The organism is Hahella chejuensis KCTC 2396 (assembly GCF_000012985.1).
Classification (GTDB): domain Bacteria; phylum Pseudomonadota; class Gammaproteobacteria; order Pseudomonadales; family Oleiphilaceae; genus Hahella; species Hahella chejuensis.
Map to the genome: position 1 here is coordinate 4562903 of NC_007645.1, position 18494 is coordinate 4581396.

General features: G+C 54.0%; 12 protein-coding genes and 2 tRNA genes. 7 read left to right on the top strand and 7 right to left on the bottom strand.

Annotated elements, in window-relative coordinates:
- Positions 1–145: 145 nt before the first annotated feature.
- A complete protein-coding gene (locus HCH_RS19815; RefSeq protein WP_011398208.1) occupies positions 146–2575 on the bottom strand; it encodes an acyl-CoA dehydrogenase in 2430 nt (809 codons plus the stop codon).
- Between the two features lie 320 nt (positions 2576–2895).
- Here HCH_RS19815 and HCH_RS19820 point away from each other — a divergent pair, with 320 nt between their 5' ends.
- Positions 2896–3687: an alpha/beta fold hydrolase gene (locus HCH_RS19820; protein ID WP_011398209.1), complete on the top strand. Its 792-nt coding sequence runs from the start codon at positions 2896–2898 to the stop codon at positions 3685–3687.
- Between the two features lie 88 nt (positions 3688–3775).
- Here HCH_RS19820 and HCH_RS32590 read toward each other — a convergent pair whose 3' ends face one another.
- On the bottom strand, positions 3776–4981 hold the full coding sequence (locus HCH_RS32590) for an RICIN domain-containing protein (RefSeq protein WP_011398210.1): 1206 nt from the start codon (positions 4979–4981) through the stop codon (positions 3776–3778).
- Between the two features lie 627 nt (positions 4982–5608).
- On the opposite strand from HCH_RS32590, the gene HCH_RS19830 reads away from it, so the two are divergent.
- Positions 5609–5848 (top strand): hypothetical protein, encoded by a 240-nt coding sequence (locus tag HCH_RS19830; protein ID WP_011398211.1) that lies wholly within the window; start codon positions 5609–5611, stop codon positions 5846–5848.
- A gap of 43 nt (positions 5849–5891) precedes the next feature.
- Here HCH_RS19830 and HCH_RS19840 read toward each other — a convergent pair whose 3' ends face one another.
- The 4 genes from HCH_RS19840 to HCH_RS19855 all read right to left on the bottom strand — a co-directional run bounded on the left by HCH_RS19840 (position 5892) and on the right by HCH_RS19855 (position 9545).
- Positions 5892–7343 carry an RICIN domain-containing protein gene (locus HCH_RS19840; RefSeq protein WP_049781023.1) on the bottom strand — a complete coding sequence of 484 codons (1452 nt, stop codon included), beginning with the start codon at positions 7341–7343 and terminating at the stop codon, positions 5892–5894.
- A 104-nt stretch (positions 7344–7447) separates the two neighbouring features.
- Positions 7448–8272 (bottom strand): hypothetical protein, encoded by an 825-nt coding sequence (locus HCH_RS19845; RefSeq protein WP_011398213.1) that lies wholly within the window; start codon positions 8270–8272, stop codon positions 7448–7450.
- A gap of 808 nt (positions 8273–9080) precedes the next feature.
- Positions 9081–9156: transfer RNA gene (locus HCH_RS19850), tRNA-Glu, on the bottom strand.
- Between the two features lie 313 nt (positions 9157–9469).
- Positions 9470–9545: transfer RNA gene (locus HCH_RS19855), tRNA-Glu, on the bottom strand.
- Between the two features lie 247 nt (positions 9546–9792).
- Here HCH_RS19855 and HCH_RS19860 point away from each other — a divergent pair.
- Together HCH_RS19860 and HCH_RS19865 are read left to right on the top strand one after the other, a co-directional pair.
- The gene (locus tag HCH_RS19860) at positions 9793–11004 is read left to right on the top strand and encodes an EAL and HDOD domain-containing protein (RefSeq protein ID WP_011398215.1); all 1212 of its coding nucleotides are present in this window, start codon (positions 9793–9795) and stop codon (positions 11002–11004) included.
- 89 nt (positions 11005–11093) lie between these two features.
- Positions 11094–11876 carry a TatD family hydrolase gene (locus tag HCH_RS19865; protein WP_011398217.1) on the top strand — a complete coding sequence of 261 codons (783 nt, stop codon included), beginning with the start codon at positions 11094–11096 and terminating at the stop codon, positions 11874–11876.
- A gap of 46 nt (positions 11877–11922) precedes the next feature.
- Here the strand turns inward: HCH_RS19865 and HCH_RS19870 are convergent, their stop codons facing one another.
- The gene (locus HCH_RS19870; protein ID WP_011398218.1) at positions 11923–12297 is read right to left on the bottom strand and encodes a hypothetical protein; all 375 of its coding nucleotides are present in this window, start codon (positions 12295–12297) and stop codon (positions 11923–11925) included.
- A 232-nt stretch (positions 12298–12529) separates the two neighbouring features.
- Here HCH_RS19870 and HCH_RS19875 point away from each other — a divergent pair, with 232 nt between their 5' ends.
- The 3 genes from HCH_RS19875 (at position 12530) to pta (ending at position 18456) form a co-directional block, all read left to right on the top strand.
- Entirely contained in the window at positions 12530–14950 is a 2421-nt protein-coding gene (locus HCH_RS19875) for a bifunctional diguanylate cyclase/phosphodiesterase (RefSeq protein WP_011398220.1), read from the top strand.
- Positions 14951–15055: 105 nt separating this feature from the next.
- On the top strand, positions 15056–16258 hold the full coding sequence (locus tag HCH_RS19880; protein WP_041598818.1) for an acetate/propionate family kinase: 1203 nt from the start codon (positions 15056–15058) through the stop codon (positions 16256–16258).
- A 50-nt stretch (positions 16259–16308) separates the two neighbouring features.
- Positions 16309–18456, top strand: a complete 2148-nt coding sequence (pta, locus tag HCH_RS19885) for a phosphate acetyltransferase (RefSeq protein WP_011398222.1) — start codon at positions 16309–16311, stop codon at positions 18454–18456.
- The last annotated feature ends 38 nt before the right edge of the window (positions 18457–18494 follow it).

Sequence of the window (18494 nt, forward strand, 5' to 3'; positions counted from 1 at the left end):
ATAGTATTCATAACAAACCCGGCCGCCATATCCAAGCAGGTATCGATGTTTGGGTTATATTTCAGAATCAGGCGCCCTTGAACATAGCAGACGCCGCTCAAGCGGCGGGGCCAGCGCGAGTTTGCCGGCCCCACAGGAGGAAACGTCAATCGGATTGCGTGATAGGCAGCTCACCCGGATTGAAGTGATCCACCTGAATAGCGTCGTCCACCGCTTCCTCCGCTTCACGGTATCGCTCCGCCTCATCCGTGGTGAGGATTTTCTTGTTCACCGCCGCTTCCAGCATCGTGTGCAGATCTTCGTCATGAATGTCCCCGGCTTTGACGGCCTTCTTGAGACGTTTCTCCACATTGGCCACGCCTACTTTTTTCAGGAAGGCGTTTTCGATGCGTCCAACCGGGTCATCCGGGCGGGTGTTCCGATATACGCCATCCACCAGCCTGTCGCGGGCGTCGGAAGGCTGTAGCAGCATTTCGGCGATCTCACGGCAAGTCGCGTCATCGGGGCGCTCATAGTGACGCCCAAGCGGAAACACCAGTGGCCTCAACAATACGCCCAGCGCCTTCACCGGGTAATTGCGCAGGACTTCATGCAACGCATTCTGGATTTCAGATTGGCAATAGTGCATCGCCCAATGCATCAGAGGCAGGTCGGACTTCGGACAGCCGTCGTCATGGAAGCGCTTCAGCACGCTGGAGCCCAGATAGAGGTAACTCAAACAGTCCCCTAAGCGGCCAGAAATCATTTCCCGACGCTTGAGCTCGCCCCCCAAAGTGGCGAGGGTTACGTCGCTCACCAGGCCGAATGCTGCAGCCAGACGCGACATATGACGGAAATAGGTTCGGGTTTCCCGCGCCATCTCCGGCGCGGACGCCAGACTACTTCCAGTCAGCCCCAACACCAAAGACCGGGCCGTAAGCTGCAGGTTGCGGCGGATGTGTTTGAAGAAGATATGGTCAAACTCATCCAACGCCTTTTCTTTATTCGGATTCTGGGCCGCCTCCATTTCCTGTAACAGGTAGGGATGGGCGCGAATCGCGCCCTGCCCGAAGATCATCAGGCTGCGAGTCAGAATATTCGCACCCTCCACCGTGATGCTGATGGGAATCGCCTGATATACCCGCGCGATGTAATTGCGAGGCCCCTTGATCACGCCCCGCCCTGCATGCACATCCATGGCCGCGCCGACCACAGCGCGCATTTTTTCCGTGTTGTGGTATTTCAGAATCGCCGAAGGCACCGCCGGCTTTTCGTGGTTATCCAGCAGGCCCGCCGTCATCACTCTGGCGCTGTCCATCAAATAGGTGAGGCCGCCAATCCTCGCCAATGCTTCCTGCACCCCTTCGAAGTATCCCACTGGCAGGTTGAACTGCTCACGGATGCGGGCATAGGCCCCGCTGGTGAGGCAGGACAGCTTGCCCGCCCCTGCGCTCAACGCCGGCAGAGAAATGGCGCGTCCCACGGACAGGCAATTCATCAGCATCGCCCAGCCTTTGCCGATGTATTTCTCGCCGCCGATCAGGAAATCCATGGGAATAAAAACATCCTCGCCCCAAGTCGGCCCGTTCATGAATACCGTGTTGAGGGGCAAATGGCGCGCGCCGGTTTGCACGCCGGGGGTGCTGGTGGGAATCAGCGCGCAGGACACGCCCCGCTCAACTTCATCGCCAATCAGATGATCCGGATCGTAGACTTTAAAGGCCAGGCCCAGCACCGTCGCCACCGGCGCCAGGGTGATGTAGCGCTTGTTCCAGCTCAGGCGCAAGCCGATGACTTCTTTGCCTTCCCATTCGCCTTTGCAGACAACGCCTTTATCAGTAATGGCGCCAGCGTCGGAGCCTGCTCGCGGAGAAGTCAGTGCGAAGCAGGGAATTTCTTCTCCTTTGGCGAGGCGCGGCAAATAGTAATCTTTCTGCTCCTCCGTTCCATAGTGCAACAACAGCTCCCCCGGCCCCAGCGAGTTGGGCACCATGACGGTCACCGCGCCTGTAATACTGCGGGTGGCGACTTTCATCACCGCGGTGGAGTGAGCCAGCGCCGAGAGTTCCAGCCCCCCATATTTTTTGGGGATGATCATGCCGAAAAAGCCGTTTTCCTTGATGAACTCCCATGTGGCTGAACTCAAATCGTAGCGCTGGTGGGTGATTTCCCAATCGTTGAGCATCTCGCATAACTGCTCCACAGGGCCATCGATAAAGGCTTTGTCTTCCTTTGTCAGGGTGGGCTTGCCCATGGCGAGCAATTTGTTCCAATCCGGCATGCCAGTGAACAAATCGCCGTCCCAGCTAACGGTGCCCGCCTCAATCGCTTCTTTCTCAGTATCGGAAATGCCGGGCAGCGTCTTTCCCACCCAGGCGAGAATCGGCGCGGTGATGTAACGCCGCCGGATGGAAGAGGAGTTAAGCAGCACCGCCACCGCAATGAATAATCCCCAAACAACCAACAAGCCCGCAAAACCGGGATCAGTGAATGAGAAGGCCAAAGCGGCGATGGTGAAAAGTACTGTCCAGGACAACGCGCCGGCGCCGAGATAAGCTAGCGCCAACGCCGCCAATAACAGAAGCAATACGGTCATGTTCTCCTCCTTGGAGTGTTGCGAACTCAACCAAGGACTGAACGCTGGTGGAGGCCGTCATCTCTCCGCCATGAGAACGATGTTTATGCCGTTCATAGCGCGTTCAACCGCGTCCTCAGACCTGGAAATAATTCGGAAATTCATTTAAAAACCTGCACTTCCGACTAAATCCTATGTATTAATTACCGTAACACGTAATACGCGGGGGATAATGTTTTACCTATCAATCTTTCCTTACAGATAGGTAATATACGCGGAAATTTCATGGATAGAACCTGTGAACAAATAAATATAAAACATTGCTGAAATACGAGGTAATTATGCAGTCTCTGACTGGATACAAGATTAGCGGCGACGGTCAGCCCATATTGCTACTGCACAGCTCCATGAGCTCCAAGGCGCAATGGAAAATGCTCACCAGCCAGCTGCAGGATAACTATAGAACGCTTGCGGTGGATTTGTGGGGATACGGCGAAGCGCCCTATCCGACCCACTTGGCGGAGCATTTCAGTCTGCAGGATGAGGTCGAACGCGTCGTCGCCGTATTGGCGCAAACAGTGGGGAACTCAGCGCCGGTGCACGTGGTTGGCCACTCCTACGGGGCGGCGACTGCATTGAGATTCGCAACCCAGCATTCTGAGCGCGTTCTCAGCCTGACCATTTACGAGCCTGTCGCCTTCCATCTGTTATCCCGTGAGGAACCCGCCTTTCTGGAAATTGCGGAAGTGGTGAAGAAGTTAGAGGAAACCATCGCGCAAAACGACGAGATGGGGGCTACTCAGCAGTTTATTGATTATTGGTCCGGCCCTGGCGCATTCAAACGCTACCCTGCGGATATTCGCAACGCCCTGAGCGGACAAATCCGGAAAGTGGCGCTGGATTTCAAAGCGTTGATCGAGGAACCCACTCGCCTGGAGGACTACGCCGACTTTACCTTCTCCACCTACCTGATGGCGGGAGAACAAAGCCCCCTCTCTTCTCGGCGCATCAGCGAGCGGTTACGGGAAAGCCTGCCCAATCTGGAATTCAAACAAACGCCCTGGGGACATATGGCCCCTATCACTCATGTCGCAGACATCAATGAGCTGATTCTGGCGCGTTTTATGGACTAAGCGGTTACAGGTATCGGATTCTTTTGGGGACACAAAAAAATCCCCGCCTCAGCGGGGATTTTTCTAACAAATCAGAGTCAGGTGAGTCTTATTGGCCTGCGCTGGTGATAATCCAACGCTGGTTGTTCGCCCCTACCCAATCCCACTGACGCAGTCTTGCGCCGTTATAGGTTCCGCCTGCTGCGTCCACATCCAACGCCTTGCCGCTGTGTACGGCAATCAGACGATAAGTTCCATCCGTGTTCTTGAACGCCTGCCACTTCTGGTTGTTGCTGTTGTTACAGGTCCATTGACCAGCGTATGCGCCGTTGTATTGGCTGGCGCCGAACAGATCCAGACACTTGCCGCTGTTGACGGATTTGATCTGATGAACGCCGTTGCCCAGATGAATGAACTGCCAGCGCTGGTTGTTGCCGCCGTGACAGCTCCACTGGATGACGGATGCGCCATCGCGACGATCGCCGCCGTAGACATCCGCGCATTTGCCGGAGTTCTTGGCTTTCATGGTGTAAATATTGGAAGCGCCGTTATTGTCGCCGCCATTATTGTTGTCGCCCCCGTCTGGGTTGCCTCCACCGACTTTCGTCGGCATGAAGCCCGCCATTTCAGTTCGCACATTATTGATTGCGCGCGCTGCGTCCGCTTCGGTGGAGTAGCCTGCCGCCACGCCGCATGGAAGGCCATTGCATTGCAGATTCGGGTTGGAGAACTTAGGAACCTTCGGCGCGTTAAATAACCACTCATAGGTCATGATGGTGCCGAAAACACCGTCAACGCCATGCCCAACGCCGTAACGATAGCGCGAGCCGCTTTGGTCGCCCTGACGTCGGGAGTGATTCAGACCCATGGTGTGCCCAAGCTCGTGCGCCATAGTCGTCGGTCCGCAGCTCGGCCCCACCACCCCGTACGACCAGTTGCGATCCACTGCAACATAGGCCACGCCACAGGAACCGGTACGATGGAGTTGGGTTACATAGTCCGCGCCCACTTCCTGACGCTTTTGATTAACCCAGGAGTCCACTCTCAGGTTGCCCAACACTTCCGTCATGTTGGAACCGGTTTCTTCATGAGCGTATGCGCCAACCAGACGCAACTGAACGTCAACCTGGCTGTTGACGAACATGGTGTTCACCTGGCTGACCCAGTTACGGATAGCCGTGTTCACGTCGCCTTTGAAGTAATTGGAAGTATAAGAATCATACACCACCATCAAATCGACGGTGGCGGCATGGGAAGTGGAAGCGGCGGTCGCAAGCACGCCTGCGGCCAGAATTTTTTTGAGGCTGTTTTTCATTTTTTATACCAACTTTCCTGCTCCATTTATGGGAGTATTCCGATAACGTACATCGTTAATTATCCGGACAAAGCATCCGCCGCGTGGAAAACGGGAAATGGATCACAGACGATAGTTCGAAAGAACGTCAACGGCGCGGAAAATTTAACATTGGACAACTAATTCCACCATCGCCTAAACCAGCTAGTACTTAGAGCCTACACAAACCACAATCAATTGATTTAAAACATAATTATAAATATCACCCCATATAGGCCAATTAACTAAAGCGTTACAAAAAGTGAATATGGTCGTTAAACTGAGCAGGCAGTCACAAATAATAAGTATTCACCGCTTTCCAGTTAAAACTTTGACTTTTATCGCCAAGCTAATATGTTGTTTTAAAATAGGCGTCAGAAGCCGCTATCGCAGATCAATGGCGGCGACCTGTTCACGTCCCTATGGATAAACGGCGGCAATCAATATGTTTGATTTTTTAAACGCAAAGGCGCAAACAAGAAGCCAGTAAAAAAGAGTGAAGCCGAGCATCTCGACACCCGTTCTCTTCAACAACCCGTTTGGCTGAATACCGGCGAAGGCAATCCATTTGACGCGCCGATTCTGGATATTCGCTGCATCACTTTAAACATGATCGCCACCACCAAAGAAAAGTGGATTGCGGAAAACTATGTAGCCAGCCGATCTGACAACGGCGCGCAGTACATTGATCAAGAAATCTATGGAAGCAAAGCAATCCCGTGCGATATTCGCTACCCTCATGGCGGAGAGAAGCTGGAAGGAGTTGTATCGAAAGCTGAGACCATGGATGAGAAATGGCGACAAGCATTAGAAACCCTCCGCCACCAAAATCCCCCGGCCGCTCGCTAAAGCGCGCCGGGGGGACAGGTTCAGCATCTGCAAAGAATGGCGCTTATTTCACGCGCTTCAGATACCAGCGCTGATTATCGCCGCCAACCCAATCCCACTGATGGATAGCCATACCGCTGGCGGTTGAGATTTCTTTTACGTCAAGCACTTTGCCGCTTACGCCGGACACCAGACGGAAGGCGCCGTCGCCGTTGTCCACCGCTTTCCATTGCTGAGCGGCGCCGCCATGACAGGACCACTGCTGAACCGTCGCGCCGTTGCTTCTGCTTGCATTGGAAACATCCAGACATTTGCCGCTATGCGTCGCTTTGATTTCATAGTAGCCGTCTTTGATATGAGTGAAGTTCCAACGCTGGTTATTGCCTTGGTGACAGCTCCACTGAATGACAGGAGTACCGGCCTCCTGCTTGCCGCCATATACATCTGCGCACTTGCCAGAGTGTTTGGCCTGCAGCATGTATACGCCGTTATCAACCGGTTGTGCGCCATTCTGGCCGCCGCCGCTGCTCTTCTTGACGATAATCGAAGACGTGCTGTCATTCACGCCGGATAGCGGGAATCCAGAGACATCTGAGGTATATACTGTTTTGGCGCCGCCGAAGTTGTCGTGCTGATATAACTCCAGCACCATACCGGAAGGCACGCGAGCGGAAGACAGGTCGTCATTGCGTACGCCGCGGGAGGTCAAATCGCTCAGACGATATTGGCCTTCGCCCAAAGCTGCGCTGTAACCCGCGTAGTTGTAATGCTGGAATACAGACACTTTGTCGCCGGAAGTGTTACCGCCATCGGTTTTAGTCGGTTTGAACGCAGCAATCTCATTACGCACATTGTTGATGGCCTGGGCCGCATCCGCCTCTTGCGACTGCCCCGCAGGCACCCCGCAGGGAAGCCCGTTGCACTGCACTCGTGGATTGGAAAATTTAGCCACTTTCGGCGCATTGAACAGCCATTCATAAGTCATAATGGTGCCAAAAACACCGTCAACGCCATGACCAAGACCGTAACGATAACGCGAACCGCTTTGATCGCCTTGACGACGGGAGTGGTTAAGGCCCATGGTGTGACCGACTTCGTGGGCGAATACCTGAGGGCCGCAGTCAGGACCAGTGACGCTGAACGCCCAATCCTTATGTACGGCGACATACGCAACGCCGCAAGAACCGGTTTTATGTACTTGCGTTACGTAATCCGCACCGACTTCCTCACGCTTCTGAATAACCCAACTATCCACCCGAAGATTGCCCAGCACTTCTCCCATGCTGGAGCCGCTTTCTTCATGGGGGAAAGCGCCGACCAAACGCAGCTGTACGTCTATCTGACTGTTTTGATACATAGCGTTAACCTGATCCACCCAGCTACGAATAGCTGTCGTCGGCTCGCCGCCAAAGCGTCCTGCGGAATAGGCGTCGTACACTACCATGATATCCACCGTCACAGCCTGCGCGCCCAGGGGAGCAGCCGCCAGAGTCAAGCAGGACAACCATTTAGACATACTTCCGGTTAATTTCCTTTTCATCGTTATAACTCTCTCTGTCTGTTTTTATTAGCCAGCCACTGTGCGACCTGGCCTCCTACCCCGGGCGCTAATGCTTATCCTTACTGAGCAATAGGCCCGTCGGTGCTCTGATCTGGAGCAGTCGATCCTTCATCCACTTTATTGGCGTCCGCCAGCTCGGGGACCTCTATGTGCAGGTCCTCCCCTTTGAACAAGGTGCCGCTGTTGACAATCCATCCCTTGTCGCCGCGCGCTTCCACCACATACAGACCTTCCGGCGTGGTGACGCCGCCGTATGTGAGGTTCTCGCCGCGGGTAAAAGAAACCTGGTTATCCTGTTCGAAATCCTTCAAACGCCCATACCAGGTGACATTGCCGTCGCCGTGTGACTCCACCCGCTCCACCACCATCTGATAGGTCGCGTTCTGGGGCAGCACAGGCACCTCCATTTCATCTCCCGGCATCAGGGATTCCAGCTTCATCGGGTTGAAACGAATGAATTCCCGGCCATCGAAACGATCCGCGTCGCTAAGCTCCAATTGGTCGGCGATACTGTCGTCGCTCTTCCAGGCGGAGGGTTCCCACATGGCGCGTACGACTTCTTCCTGATCAAAGGCGCGCCCGTCCCGGCGGGCTTCGATTTCCGTCATACGGAATTCGATGGAGGGATATTCTTCGTTGTTCATGGCGTACTCAGGGAGTTCCGGCTCAGAACCCTTCGATGCGCCTGACGCCGTTTTAGAGGCGGTTTGTTGCGAGGATTGCACAGATTGCGCAGGTTCCGTCGTGGAGGAGTTCTTAGCGCCGGCGGCGGCCTGTTGCTCCTGCGCCATCGTCGCGCTTTCTCCGCCTGGCATGAATTGGTAGGTCACAGCGCATAAACCGCCGATTACCGCGCCCCAAACTAATAGTTGTGTTTTTTTCATTGTCGATTGACTCCTGATCAGTGCGCACAGCCTGTACCCGAAATAACGACGCCTCCCCGTCGGGAGGCTTGGGGTACAGGACCAAAAATCTTTTAAATCAAAACTTTGCGACGTGCGTCACACCTATATTTATGAAAGCGCTTTCATATCATGATTCAAAGCAGGCAGATGACCTAAGTGAACGGGGGAATGCACTCGGAAATCTGCCGCAAGAACACATAACAACACTCGCGCAGTCGGGACGCCGTCGTGATACGGAAGAACTTATCACTGGTCAGAGAGGATGAATATCACCCAAATAAGCTAGGACTTGTAGGCGAACCTCATTGGCCTAGACCTTACGAGTGAAGACAGATAAGGTCAGCGAAGGTTACCAGCTACCGGGATGAGCCAGATGACAGGACGCTCCGCCTCCACGTCATCAGGATTGATATGAAATGGCGCTTTACCCATGGCGAGATTGAGCGAGTCCCGCAACCCCACCCCAGGTCCCAAACAGGATAATGGCGACAATGATCAGACTGATCGCCGGGTCAAGCCACAACCGGCAATAAAAGAATAGCGCTCAATAAGGAAGCCAGACGTTCCCCGGCGAAAGCCGTAAGTGCGTCGGGAAGTCGGCGTACGCCTCGCCAAATAGGAAGCGCCACTCGATACAAGCTAATCCAACTCTTTGCCGACTGTTGGCAGACGCTTGCATAACAAAGAAACATAGCTCGTAAGTGGCTATTTTCGAGAGGAGAGGAAGACAGATCTTTTGGAAAGGACACAAAAAACCCCGCATCTTGCGATGCAGGGCTTCAGAAAATGGCGTCCCCTAGGGGATTCGAACCCCTGTTACCGCCGTGAAAGGGCGGTGTCCTAGGCCTCTAGACGAAGGGGACGGAACACCATCTCGGTGAGATGGCGCGCATTCTATGGAAGCCGCTCACACATGTCAAACCCTAATCGTAGCATTAGCATGGCAATGATATTGGCATGTTAATAATCAGGCGCACGGATGGGCCTGCGCGGCGGCTAGCCGCGGGATTAATAACAAGCGCGAATGTTGTATAGCAACCTTAATGATTAACAAAAAATGGGTTTCGCTATAGCAAAATAGAATTAGCGTATGAGAGGAAACTTCAGAAGAAAAAAGCAGGCCTTTTGAAAGGGCGCAAAAAAGCCCCGCACCTTGCGATGCGGGGCTTCAGAAAATGGCGTCCCCTAGGGGATTCGAACCCCTGTTACCGCCGTGAAAGGGCGGTGTCCTAGGCCTCTAGACGAAGGGGACGGAACACCATCTCGGTGAGATGGCGCGCATTCTATGGAAGCCACCCATACCTGTCAAACACTAATTTCTAATTTTTTCATGAGGGGGCGATTTTATTTCACTTTTCGGTCATATCCCTGTTCTTCTGTGCGAACAGCCTCCCATTGCAGCGACAGGGGCGGGTAAATTTACGCAGCCGTAGCGGCATTTAGTCTACACTTCAATTAGGTTTCCCTGTTTTCTGACGTACCCGCTTTGGGAGCGATGAATGACCGTTGAGCAGATTCTTCTGGCGCGCCAGCCAATCGTTAACGCAACAAAAGAGATAGTAGCTTATGAACTGTTGTTTCGTTCAAATGAGCAGCCTGCTGAATTCGACGGCAACGCGGCCACCTCTCAAGTTTTGCTCAACGCCTTTACAGAAATACCTATCGCAGAGGTAACCGGCGGCGCGAAAGCGTTTGTAAACTTCACTGAAACGCTATTAATGCATCCGCCACCCTTCTCGAAAGAGCTTCTGGTCATTGAGATACTTGAGACCATTGAGCTAACCGATGAGATCGTGACGGCGATCATCCGCCTCGGCAAAAATGGCTTCACTCTCGCCCTTGACGACTATATCCCAGACACCAAGTACGATGAGCTTTTGCCGTATGTTTCTATCGTTAAGCTCGAAATTCCGGCTATTCCCAAGGAAAGGCTGGAGCAGACGGTCAAGCATCTAAAAGGACTGAATATCACTCTGCTGGCGGAAAAAGTGGAGACCCATGAGGAGTTTGAATATTGCCGCGACTTGGGATGCGACCTGTTTCAAGGGTATTTCTTCAGCAAACCGGAAATCGTCACCGGACGCAAACTGGCGCATAACCGAATGGCGGTGATGGAGTTGATCGCCAAAGTGCAAAACCCCGCGTTATCCATAGACCAGATCATCAAAACCATCACCAGCGACCCTTCTTTAAGCGTAAAGCTGCTGCAGCTGGTCAACTCCGCCGCCTACCGGCGTCCGCGCACGATTGAATCCATTCATATGGCGGTCATGCTGCTGGGCATCAGCCGCATTAAATCCTGGGCGACGCTGCTGGCTCTGTCCAATATAGAGGACAAACCCAAAGCGCTGATCACCATTGCGTTGATACGGGCCCGCATGTGCGAGCTGATCGCACAAACGATGGAACCCAAAGCCGCCGATCTTTACTTCACTGTCGGTTTGTTTTCCTGCCTGGAGGCTTTTTTTGACATGCCCATGGAAGAGATCCTCAACAAGCTCCCTCTCTCCGAGAGAGTCAGTGACGCGCTGGTCAAGATGAAGGGCAAGCCGGGATTGGCGTTACACACCACTTTACAATACGAACGCTGCAAGCTGGACATTATCCATTGGAACCTGCTGGAAAAGATGAGCCTCACTGGGGGGGAAATCAGCGCAGCCTACCGACAGGCGATTTTTTGGGCCAGCGAACAATCTGTATTCCGATCCTGAACAGCCCTGCCCCAAGCCATTTTCATACATGGAAAAATCCTCCGTCGGCGCTTAATATGGGCGCTTTGATCTGAAGGATTTCATTAAGCATGTTTGATATCGGCGTCAACTTGACCAATGGCCGCTATAAAGGAAAGTTACAGCAATTACTGGACGACAGCCGCAACCACGGCGTTGCGGGAATGGTCGCCATTGGAACCAGCGTCAAAGAAAGCCTCGCCTCAGCAAAGATCGCCGCAGATCACCCTGGTTATGTCTTCGCCACCGCAGGCGTGCATCCTCACGACGCGAAAACCCTGGATCAGGAGGGCCTGAAAACCCTGAAGTCCCTGCTCCAGCAGCCGCATGTGGTCGCCTTGGGTGAAATGGGACTGGATTTTAATCGCAACTTTTCCACCCCCGAAGACCAAGAGTGGGCATTTACTGCTCAGCTTGATTTAAATCGCGATTTCCAGAAACCGCTTTATCTCCATGAAAGAGACGCATACACACGACAAATGGAGATACTTAAGGCGCACCGGAGTTGCTTCGAGCACGGCGTTACGCATTGTTTCACAGGAACCCGAGAGGCGCTCTTTGGTTATCTCGACCTGGGACTGCACATTGGCGTCACGGGCTGGATATGCGATGAACGCAGAGCAGGCGATCTGGTGAATTTGGTAAAAGAGATTCCCCGCGACAGGCTGCTCGTTGAAACAGACAGCCCGTTTCTTATGCCAAGAAGCATTAAACTGCGTCCACGCAATAACACCAATTTCCCATGGTTTGTACGGGAAGTGATTCGTATAGTGGCGCTGTATCGCGGCGAGACAGAAGAAGACGTACGCAACTACACGGCGGAAAACGCCCGCCGCCTGTTCCAAACAGGTTAAGCGACGGGAGTTGTTCACCGTGCGATTCCGCGTTAGCGGGAACTCATCAGGATCGGATATCGATAACGGTGCCCAACGCCTCGTTAGCGGTACGATCAAACTGCCGGGTTGTCTGCGCAGCGCTCTCACGGGGAGGCGGTGATTGATCCTCTTCCGTTTCCGCCAAATTCGCCGTAGAAGCGGCGTTTTCAGCGGCGCCTTGAGTTTGCTCTGTCTCAGTCGCAGCGTTAATCTGCTGACTGTTGGCCAGACTCAATTCCCGGCCCTCCTGAGAAAGCTCCACCTCAACGGCGGGAGTATCCCGGGCCTGGGTTTGCGCATTATCGACATTCTGACGGGTTTGCTCACGCTCTCGCGTCCGTCCTGCATCAAGTTGCTGCAGAGAACCGGTCGCCAAACTGTTTACAGTATTATCAGCCATAGAACGCACCTCCATCTCTAAGTATTGCACAGAGTGATCATATTTTGAACAGATCAATTACAACCTGGGCCAATAAACCGATTTTGCCTTGTTTGACGCTTTGCGCGAGGTGGAAAGCTAGGCTAAGTTTATAATGTTTAATATATTCCAATGCTGCCGGTCTATTGCGCCATGAAAAGACTTTGAGCTGCTTTTTTACCTACATGAAAGAAGAAAAGAGCACCCGCGAATAATGAGTAACCTGTTTCGCAAAGTCTGGAATTTTCGCGAGACCTCTCCGCTTTCTTTTCGCATGTTGGGCTACATCCTTGTGTGTAGCTCCCTGTTTACGCTGTTCGCCACAGGCATCCAGGTGTATGCGGACTACCGGAAAGACGTTTCGTTGGTCGATCAGCGCATGAACCTGATCGAAACCAGTTACCAGTCCTCTCTGGCGCGCAGCCTGTGGTCTCTCGACCAAAAACTGCTGCGCGTGCAAATGCAGGGCATATTAAACCTTCCCGACATCGTGCACCTGCACCTGCAAATTTATCCAGACTCGGAAATTGAGATGGGCGAGATCCCACCGCGGATTCCCACCATCAAGCACAAAATCAAACTACAGCACTCTTCCGACGATCTTTACGAACTGGGAGAGCTGACCATTACCGCAAGCCTTGACGATATCTACCGTCAGCTGCGTCAGCGCATCTTCGTCATCATGACGACTCAGGCGTTCAAGACTTTTTTCATTTCCGTGCTGATTTTATGGATATTTCAGTATTTGGTGACTCGCCATCTGTCCAAAATGGCCAACTACGCCCGCGGTCTCAATATCCATCAATTAGACACGCCTTTAGCCCTGGACCGTTCATACAAGAGCAGCCAACCGCCGGATGAGCTACAACGAGTCACGGACGCCATTAACGAAATGCGCCTCACCCTTCTCAACGACATAGAGAAGCAGAAGCAGGACGCAGCGGAGATTCGCAAGCTGTCGCTGGCCATAGAACAAAGTCCCTCTTCCGTGCTGATCTGCGACAAGCGCTGGAAGATCACCTACGCCAACCAGAAATTCAGCCAGCTGACCGGACACAATCTGAACTCCATCATTGGCAAGCATCCCAAAACCCTGACGCATATCAGTCCGGATGAGTCTCAGAACGAGCAGCTCTGGCACAATATAGAGATTCAGGTGGAGCGCGCTGGCATGTGGCAAGGGGAAATGCACAGCACCCGCCACGGCGGCGAAAAGTTTTGGGAGCAAGTGGTGATCACCCCCATCCGGGACACCGATGGCGAGTCGTCACAGTATCTGATTCTGGGCGAAGACATCAGCGTCCGGAAACGTTACGAGCAACAATTGCTGCGACAAGCCAATTACGACCTGCTTACCGGCCTGCCAAACCGCATGCTGGCGCTGGATCGCCTCAAATTGGCGCTGGCGCAATCGCGCCGGGATAAATCCCAGGTTGGCTTGATGTTCCTGGATCTTGATAACTTCAAACATATCAACGACACGCTTGGCCACGATAACGGCGACACGCTGTTGATCGAGGCCTCGCGCCGAATCGCGTCCTCTCTGCGCGGCAACAGTACGGTGGCCCGTTTGGGAGGAGACGAGTTCCTGATCATTCTGCCGTCGCTGGAATCCCCTGAGGATTCTGAACTGGTGGCCGCGCGCATTCTGCAGGCGTTCTCTTCGCCATTCCTGCTCAACAATCAGGAAATATTCGTCAGCACCAGCATCGGCATCGCCATTTATCCAACGGATAGCGAAAACTCCAGCACCTTGCTACAACAGGCTGACGCAGCGATGTATCAGGCCAAGCACAAAGGCAAGAGCGCCTACCACCGCTTCACTCCGGACCTCAACCAGCAGTCCAGAGAACGTCTCAAACTGGAAACGCAATTGCGTAAAGCAATTGAACAAGACGAATTACTGCTGTATTACCAGCCCATTGTAGAAACCGCCAACGGCCAGTTGGTTGGCGCAGAAGCGTTGATCCGCTGGGACAATCCCTTGCTGGGGCTGGTGGCGCCGGACAAATTCATTCCACTGGCGGAGGAAACAGGCCTGATCACCTCCATCGGCGAGTGGGTGCTGCATACCGCTTGTCGCGACGTCAAAAAATGGCATGAGGATACGGGACTGAAGCTGACGATCGCCGTCAACGTCTCTCCACGCCAGTTCCGCGACGTCAAATTCATCGATACGGTGATGAAAGCGTTGGAGGTCAACGATCTGGCGGGCGAGTATCTGGAATTGGAAATCACGGAAAGACTGCTGCTGGATGACTCTATCGAAACCTTTGAAATACTGCACAAGCTGGATGCAATGGGCGTGAAACTGTCCGTAGACGACTTCGGCACCGGCTATTCGGCGCTCAGTTACCTGAAGAGTTACCCATTCGACTCTCTCAAAATTGACCGTTCCTTCGTCAAGGATGTAAACACCGAAGCGGAGGACGCGGCGCTGGTGACGGCGATCATCACTATGGCTCACAGCCTGGGTCTCAAGGTCATAGGCGAAGGTGTGGAAGATGTCGCGCAAATGCAATTCTTACGCGCCAAAGGTTGCGACTACGCACAGGGTTATTATTACAACCGGCCAGTGGCGGAGAGCGACTTCTGCAATTGGATATCGGAAAACCGGCGCGCCTACGCCACGTAAACGCCCCTTGTGCTCAGAGGCGCCAGTCGTCATCATGAGCCATACTTGAGGGGCATATCATCACCCCGACTTTTAGTCACCGGAAAACAAGCATCCAAGGCAGGTATGACAGGAAAACTTATTCTGGTGTTGAACAGTGGAAGTTCCTCACTCAAGTTCGCTATTATCGACCCCGAGCAAGATGCTCCTCTACTCATCGGCATCGCCGAACGCCTGGGCTCCGCCAACGCCGATTTTCGTATGCGCTGGCGTAACGAAGAAGACAAACGCCAACCTTGCCCCGACGCAGACCATGCACGCGTCATCGACCAACTGTTCCAAGCTATGCATGAGCATGGCGTCGACGCCACAGACCTGACGGGCGTCGGACACCGAGTTGTGCATGGCGGCGAGACCTTTCGCGATTCGGCCACCATTGACGAGCAGGTTATCGCCAAAATTGAGCAGTGCGCCAAGCTTGCGCCCTTACATAACCCCGTCAACTTGCTGGGCATCAAAGCGATTGCGCGAAAATACCCGGACTTATCCCAAGTGGCGGTATTCGACACCTCTTTTCATCAAACCCTGCCGGATTACGCATATACCTACGCCCTCCCCTACGAACTGTATCGGGCGCACGGAGTAAGACGCTATGGATTTCACGGCTCCAGCCATCGTTTTGTCGCAGGACGCGCAGCCGACCTGCTTGGCAAGCCGCTAAAGGACTGTAATTTTATCAGTGTCCATCTCGGAAATGGCTGCAGCGCCACAGCCATTAAAGGCGGCGTCTCGGTCGACACCAGCATGGGACTGACGCCATTGGAAGGCTTGGTGATGGGTTCCCGCTGCGGCGATCTCGATCCTGGCCTGATTCTGCATTTGACGCAAACATTGAATTACACGCCTGATCAACTATCGCACATGCTCAACAAGGAGAGCGGACTGCTTGGCGTCTCAGAAGTCAGCAATGATATGCGTGAGCTGCTGCGTCTTAGTGAAGAAGGTCATCATCAGGCCGCCCTGGCGATCGAAATTTTCTGCTACCGGCTGGCGAAAATGATCGCTGGCTACTATCTGGCGACAGCGCCGCTGGACGCCGTTATTTTCACTGGGGGCATAGGCGAAAATGCTGCGCCGATACGCGCCAGGGCATGCGCCTGGCTCAAGCCCCTGGGCGTCTACATGGATGAAGAGGCGAACCGCCGCCACGGAGAGGAAAACCAGAGACGCATATCCAAGGACGACTCGCTGAATATCATGGTCGTTCCCACCAACGAGGAGCTTCTTATCGCCCGGGACACCCTGGCGTTGATTAGGCGCCGTAAATAATCGCAGTAGACGTCATCTTATTTTCACCGCCCTAACCAAGAGGAATCATCGTGGCCAAAGTTCTCTTTATCGCCCCCGCCTCCGTGTCGGTAGGCTTGACCTCCGTCTGCCTTGGCTTAATCAGGGCCTACGACAGCGTAGGGCTGCGCGTCGCGTTCTTCAAACCATTCGCACAACCCCGCGATAATCATCATGAAACGGATCGCTCAATCATATTCACCCGGGAAAAAATGGGCTTAACCGTCCCGGACCCAATGTCCTTGCGCCACGCCCACAACCTGATGAGCCAGCAGCAAACGCCCCTGCTGATGGAACAAACCATCGCGCTATTTCACAAAGTGGATACGGAGGCGGATGTCGTCATCGTTGAAGGCGTCGCGCCCCCACCCGGCGATGACTATTCCGCCCGTCTGAATGTCGAAGTGGCGCGCAACCTGGACGCCGAAGTCATCCTGGTCGCCGCCCCTGACGGCATGCCCCCACAAGACCTGGATGATCACCTTTCTCTCGCCTCCCGACTGTTTGCAGACCCGTCCGATCCTGATGTCGTCGGTTGCGTGCTTAATAAAGTGCACGCCCCCCATGGCGACGAGCCGCCCTTTAGCGACGACGCCGATGAAGACAAGACTTCAGCCGAAAGGCATGACTATGGAAAAGAGTGCAAAGTATTCCGTCAATCTCATTTTCGCCTCATCGCCAGCATTCCCTGGCGCGCCGACCTGGTAGCGCCCAGAACCTCAGACATTGTTGAGGAGTTGGAAGCGGAGTATTTGAACGAAGGCAAATCCAAGCAGCGCAGGGTGCTCCATACGACCGTGTGCGCCCGCACCATACCCAATATGGTTAACCGCCTGAAACCGGGCGCCTTGATCATCACGCCAGGAGATCGTGAAGATATTTTCGTCACCAGTTGCGCCGCCGCCCTGACCGGCGTTCCCTTGGCGGGCCTATTGCTGACTGGCGGCTTGAAGCCGGACCCGCGCACGCTGAAGTTATGCCAGTCGGCCCTGGATACCGGCCTTCCCGTTCTGAGCACCCGTAAGGACACCTATGTCACCGCCAGCATGGTGTCGCGCATGGATACCGAAGTGCCGCTGGACGACATGGAGCGTATCGAGTCCGTTATCGCCAGCGTGTCCGCCCATATTGACCCTGAATGGCTCAAGCAATCCGTGAGCCTGCCGCGCAAGCCCCGCATGTCGCCGGCGGCGTTCCGCTATCAATTATCGAAGCGGGCGAAGGAAGCCAATAAGACCATTATTCTTCCCGAAGGAAATGAACCGCGAACCATACAGGCCGCCACCATTTGCCATGACCGCGGCATTGCAAAATGTATTCTGGTAGGCAAGCGTCAGGAAATTCTGGCCGTCGCTGAGGCTCAGGGCGTGCAATTGCCAGACGCCATTCAGATCATCGAACCGGATCAAGTCAGGGAGAAGTATATTTCTCCCATGGTGGAGTTACGCAGGCACAAAGGATTGACGCCACAAATGGCGGAGGCGCAACTGGAAGATAATGTTGTGCTCGCCACCATGATGCTGGCGCTTGGCGAAGTGGACGGACTGGTATCCGGCGCCGTACACACCACCGCCAATACCGTGCGCCCCGCCCTGCAACTTATCAAAGCCCGCAAAGGATGCCGTATTGTCTCCTCGGTATTCTTCATGTGCCTGCCGGAACAGGTGCTGGTTTATGGCGATTGCGCTATCAATCCGGACCCGGATGCGGAAGAACTCGCAGATATTGCGCTGCAATGCGCGGATTCTGCCGTCCTCTTCGGGATCGAGCCCCGTGTGGCGATGCTCAGCTACAGTACTGGCGACTCTGGAACTGGCAGCGATGTGGACAAAGTCCGCGCAGCGACCAAACTCGCCCATGAGAAACGCCCGGACTTATTGTTGGATGGACCATTGCAGTATGACGCCGCCGCGATCGAAGACGTCGCCAAAACCAAAGCTCCCGACAGTAAAGTAGCGGGTAAGGCGACGGTATTTGTGTTCCCAGATCTGAATACCGGCAACACCACCTACAAAGCAGTGCAACGTAGCGCAAATGTCATCAGTATGGGCCCGATGTTACAGGGCTTGAAGAAGCCTGTTAATGACTTGTCCCGCGGCGCACTGGTGGAGGACATCGTCTACACTATTGCGCTGACGGCTGTGCAGGCGACTCAGAATACGGAAGTGTTGGAAAGCTAGGATTATCGCCGCCGGAACCCCGGCGGCGTTTATACGCA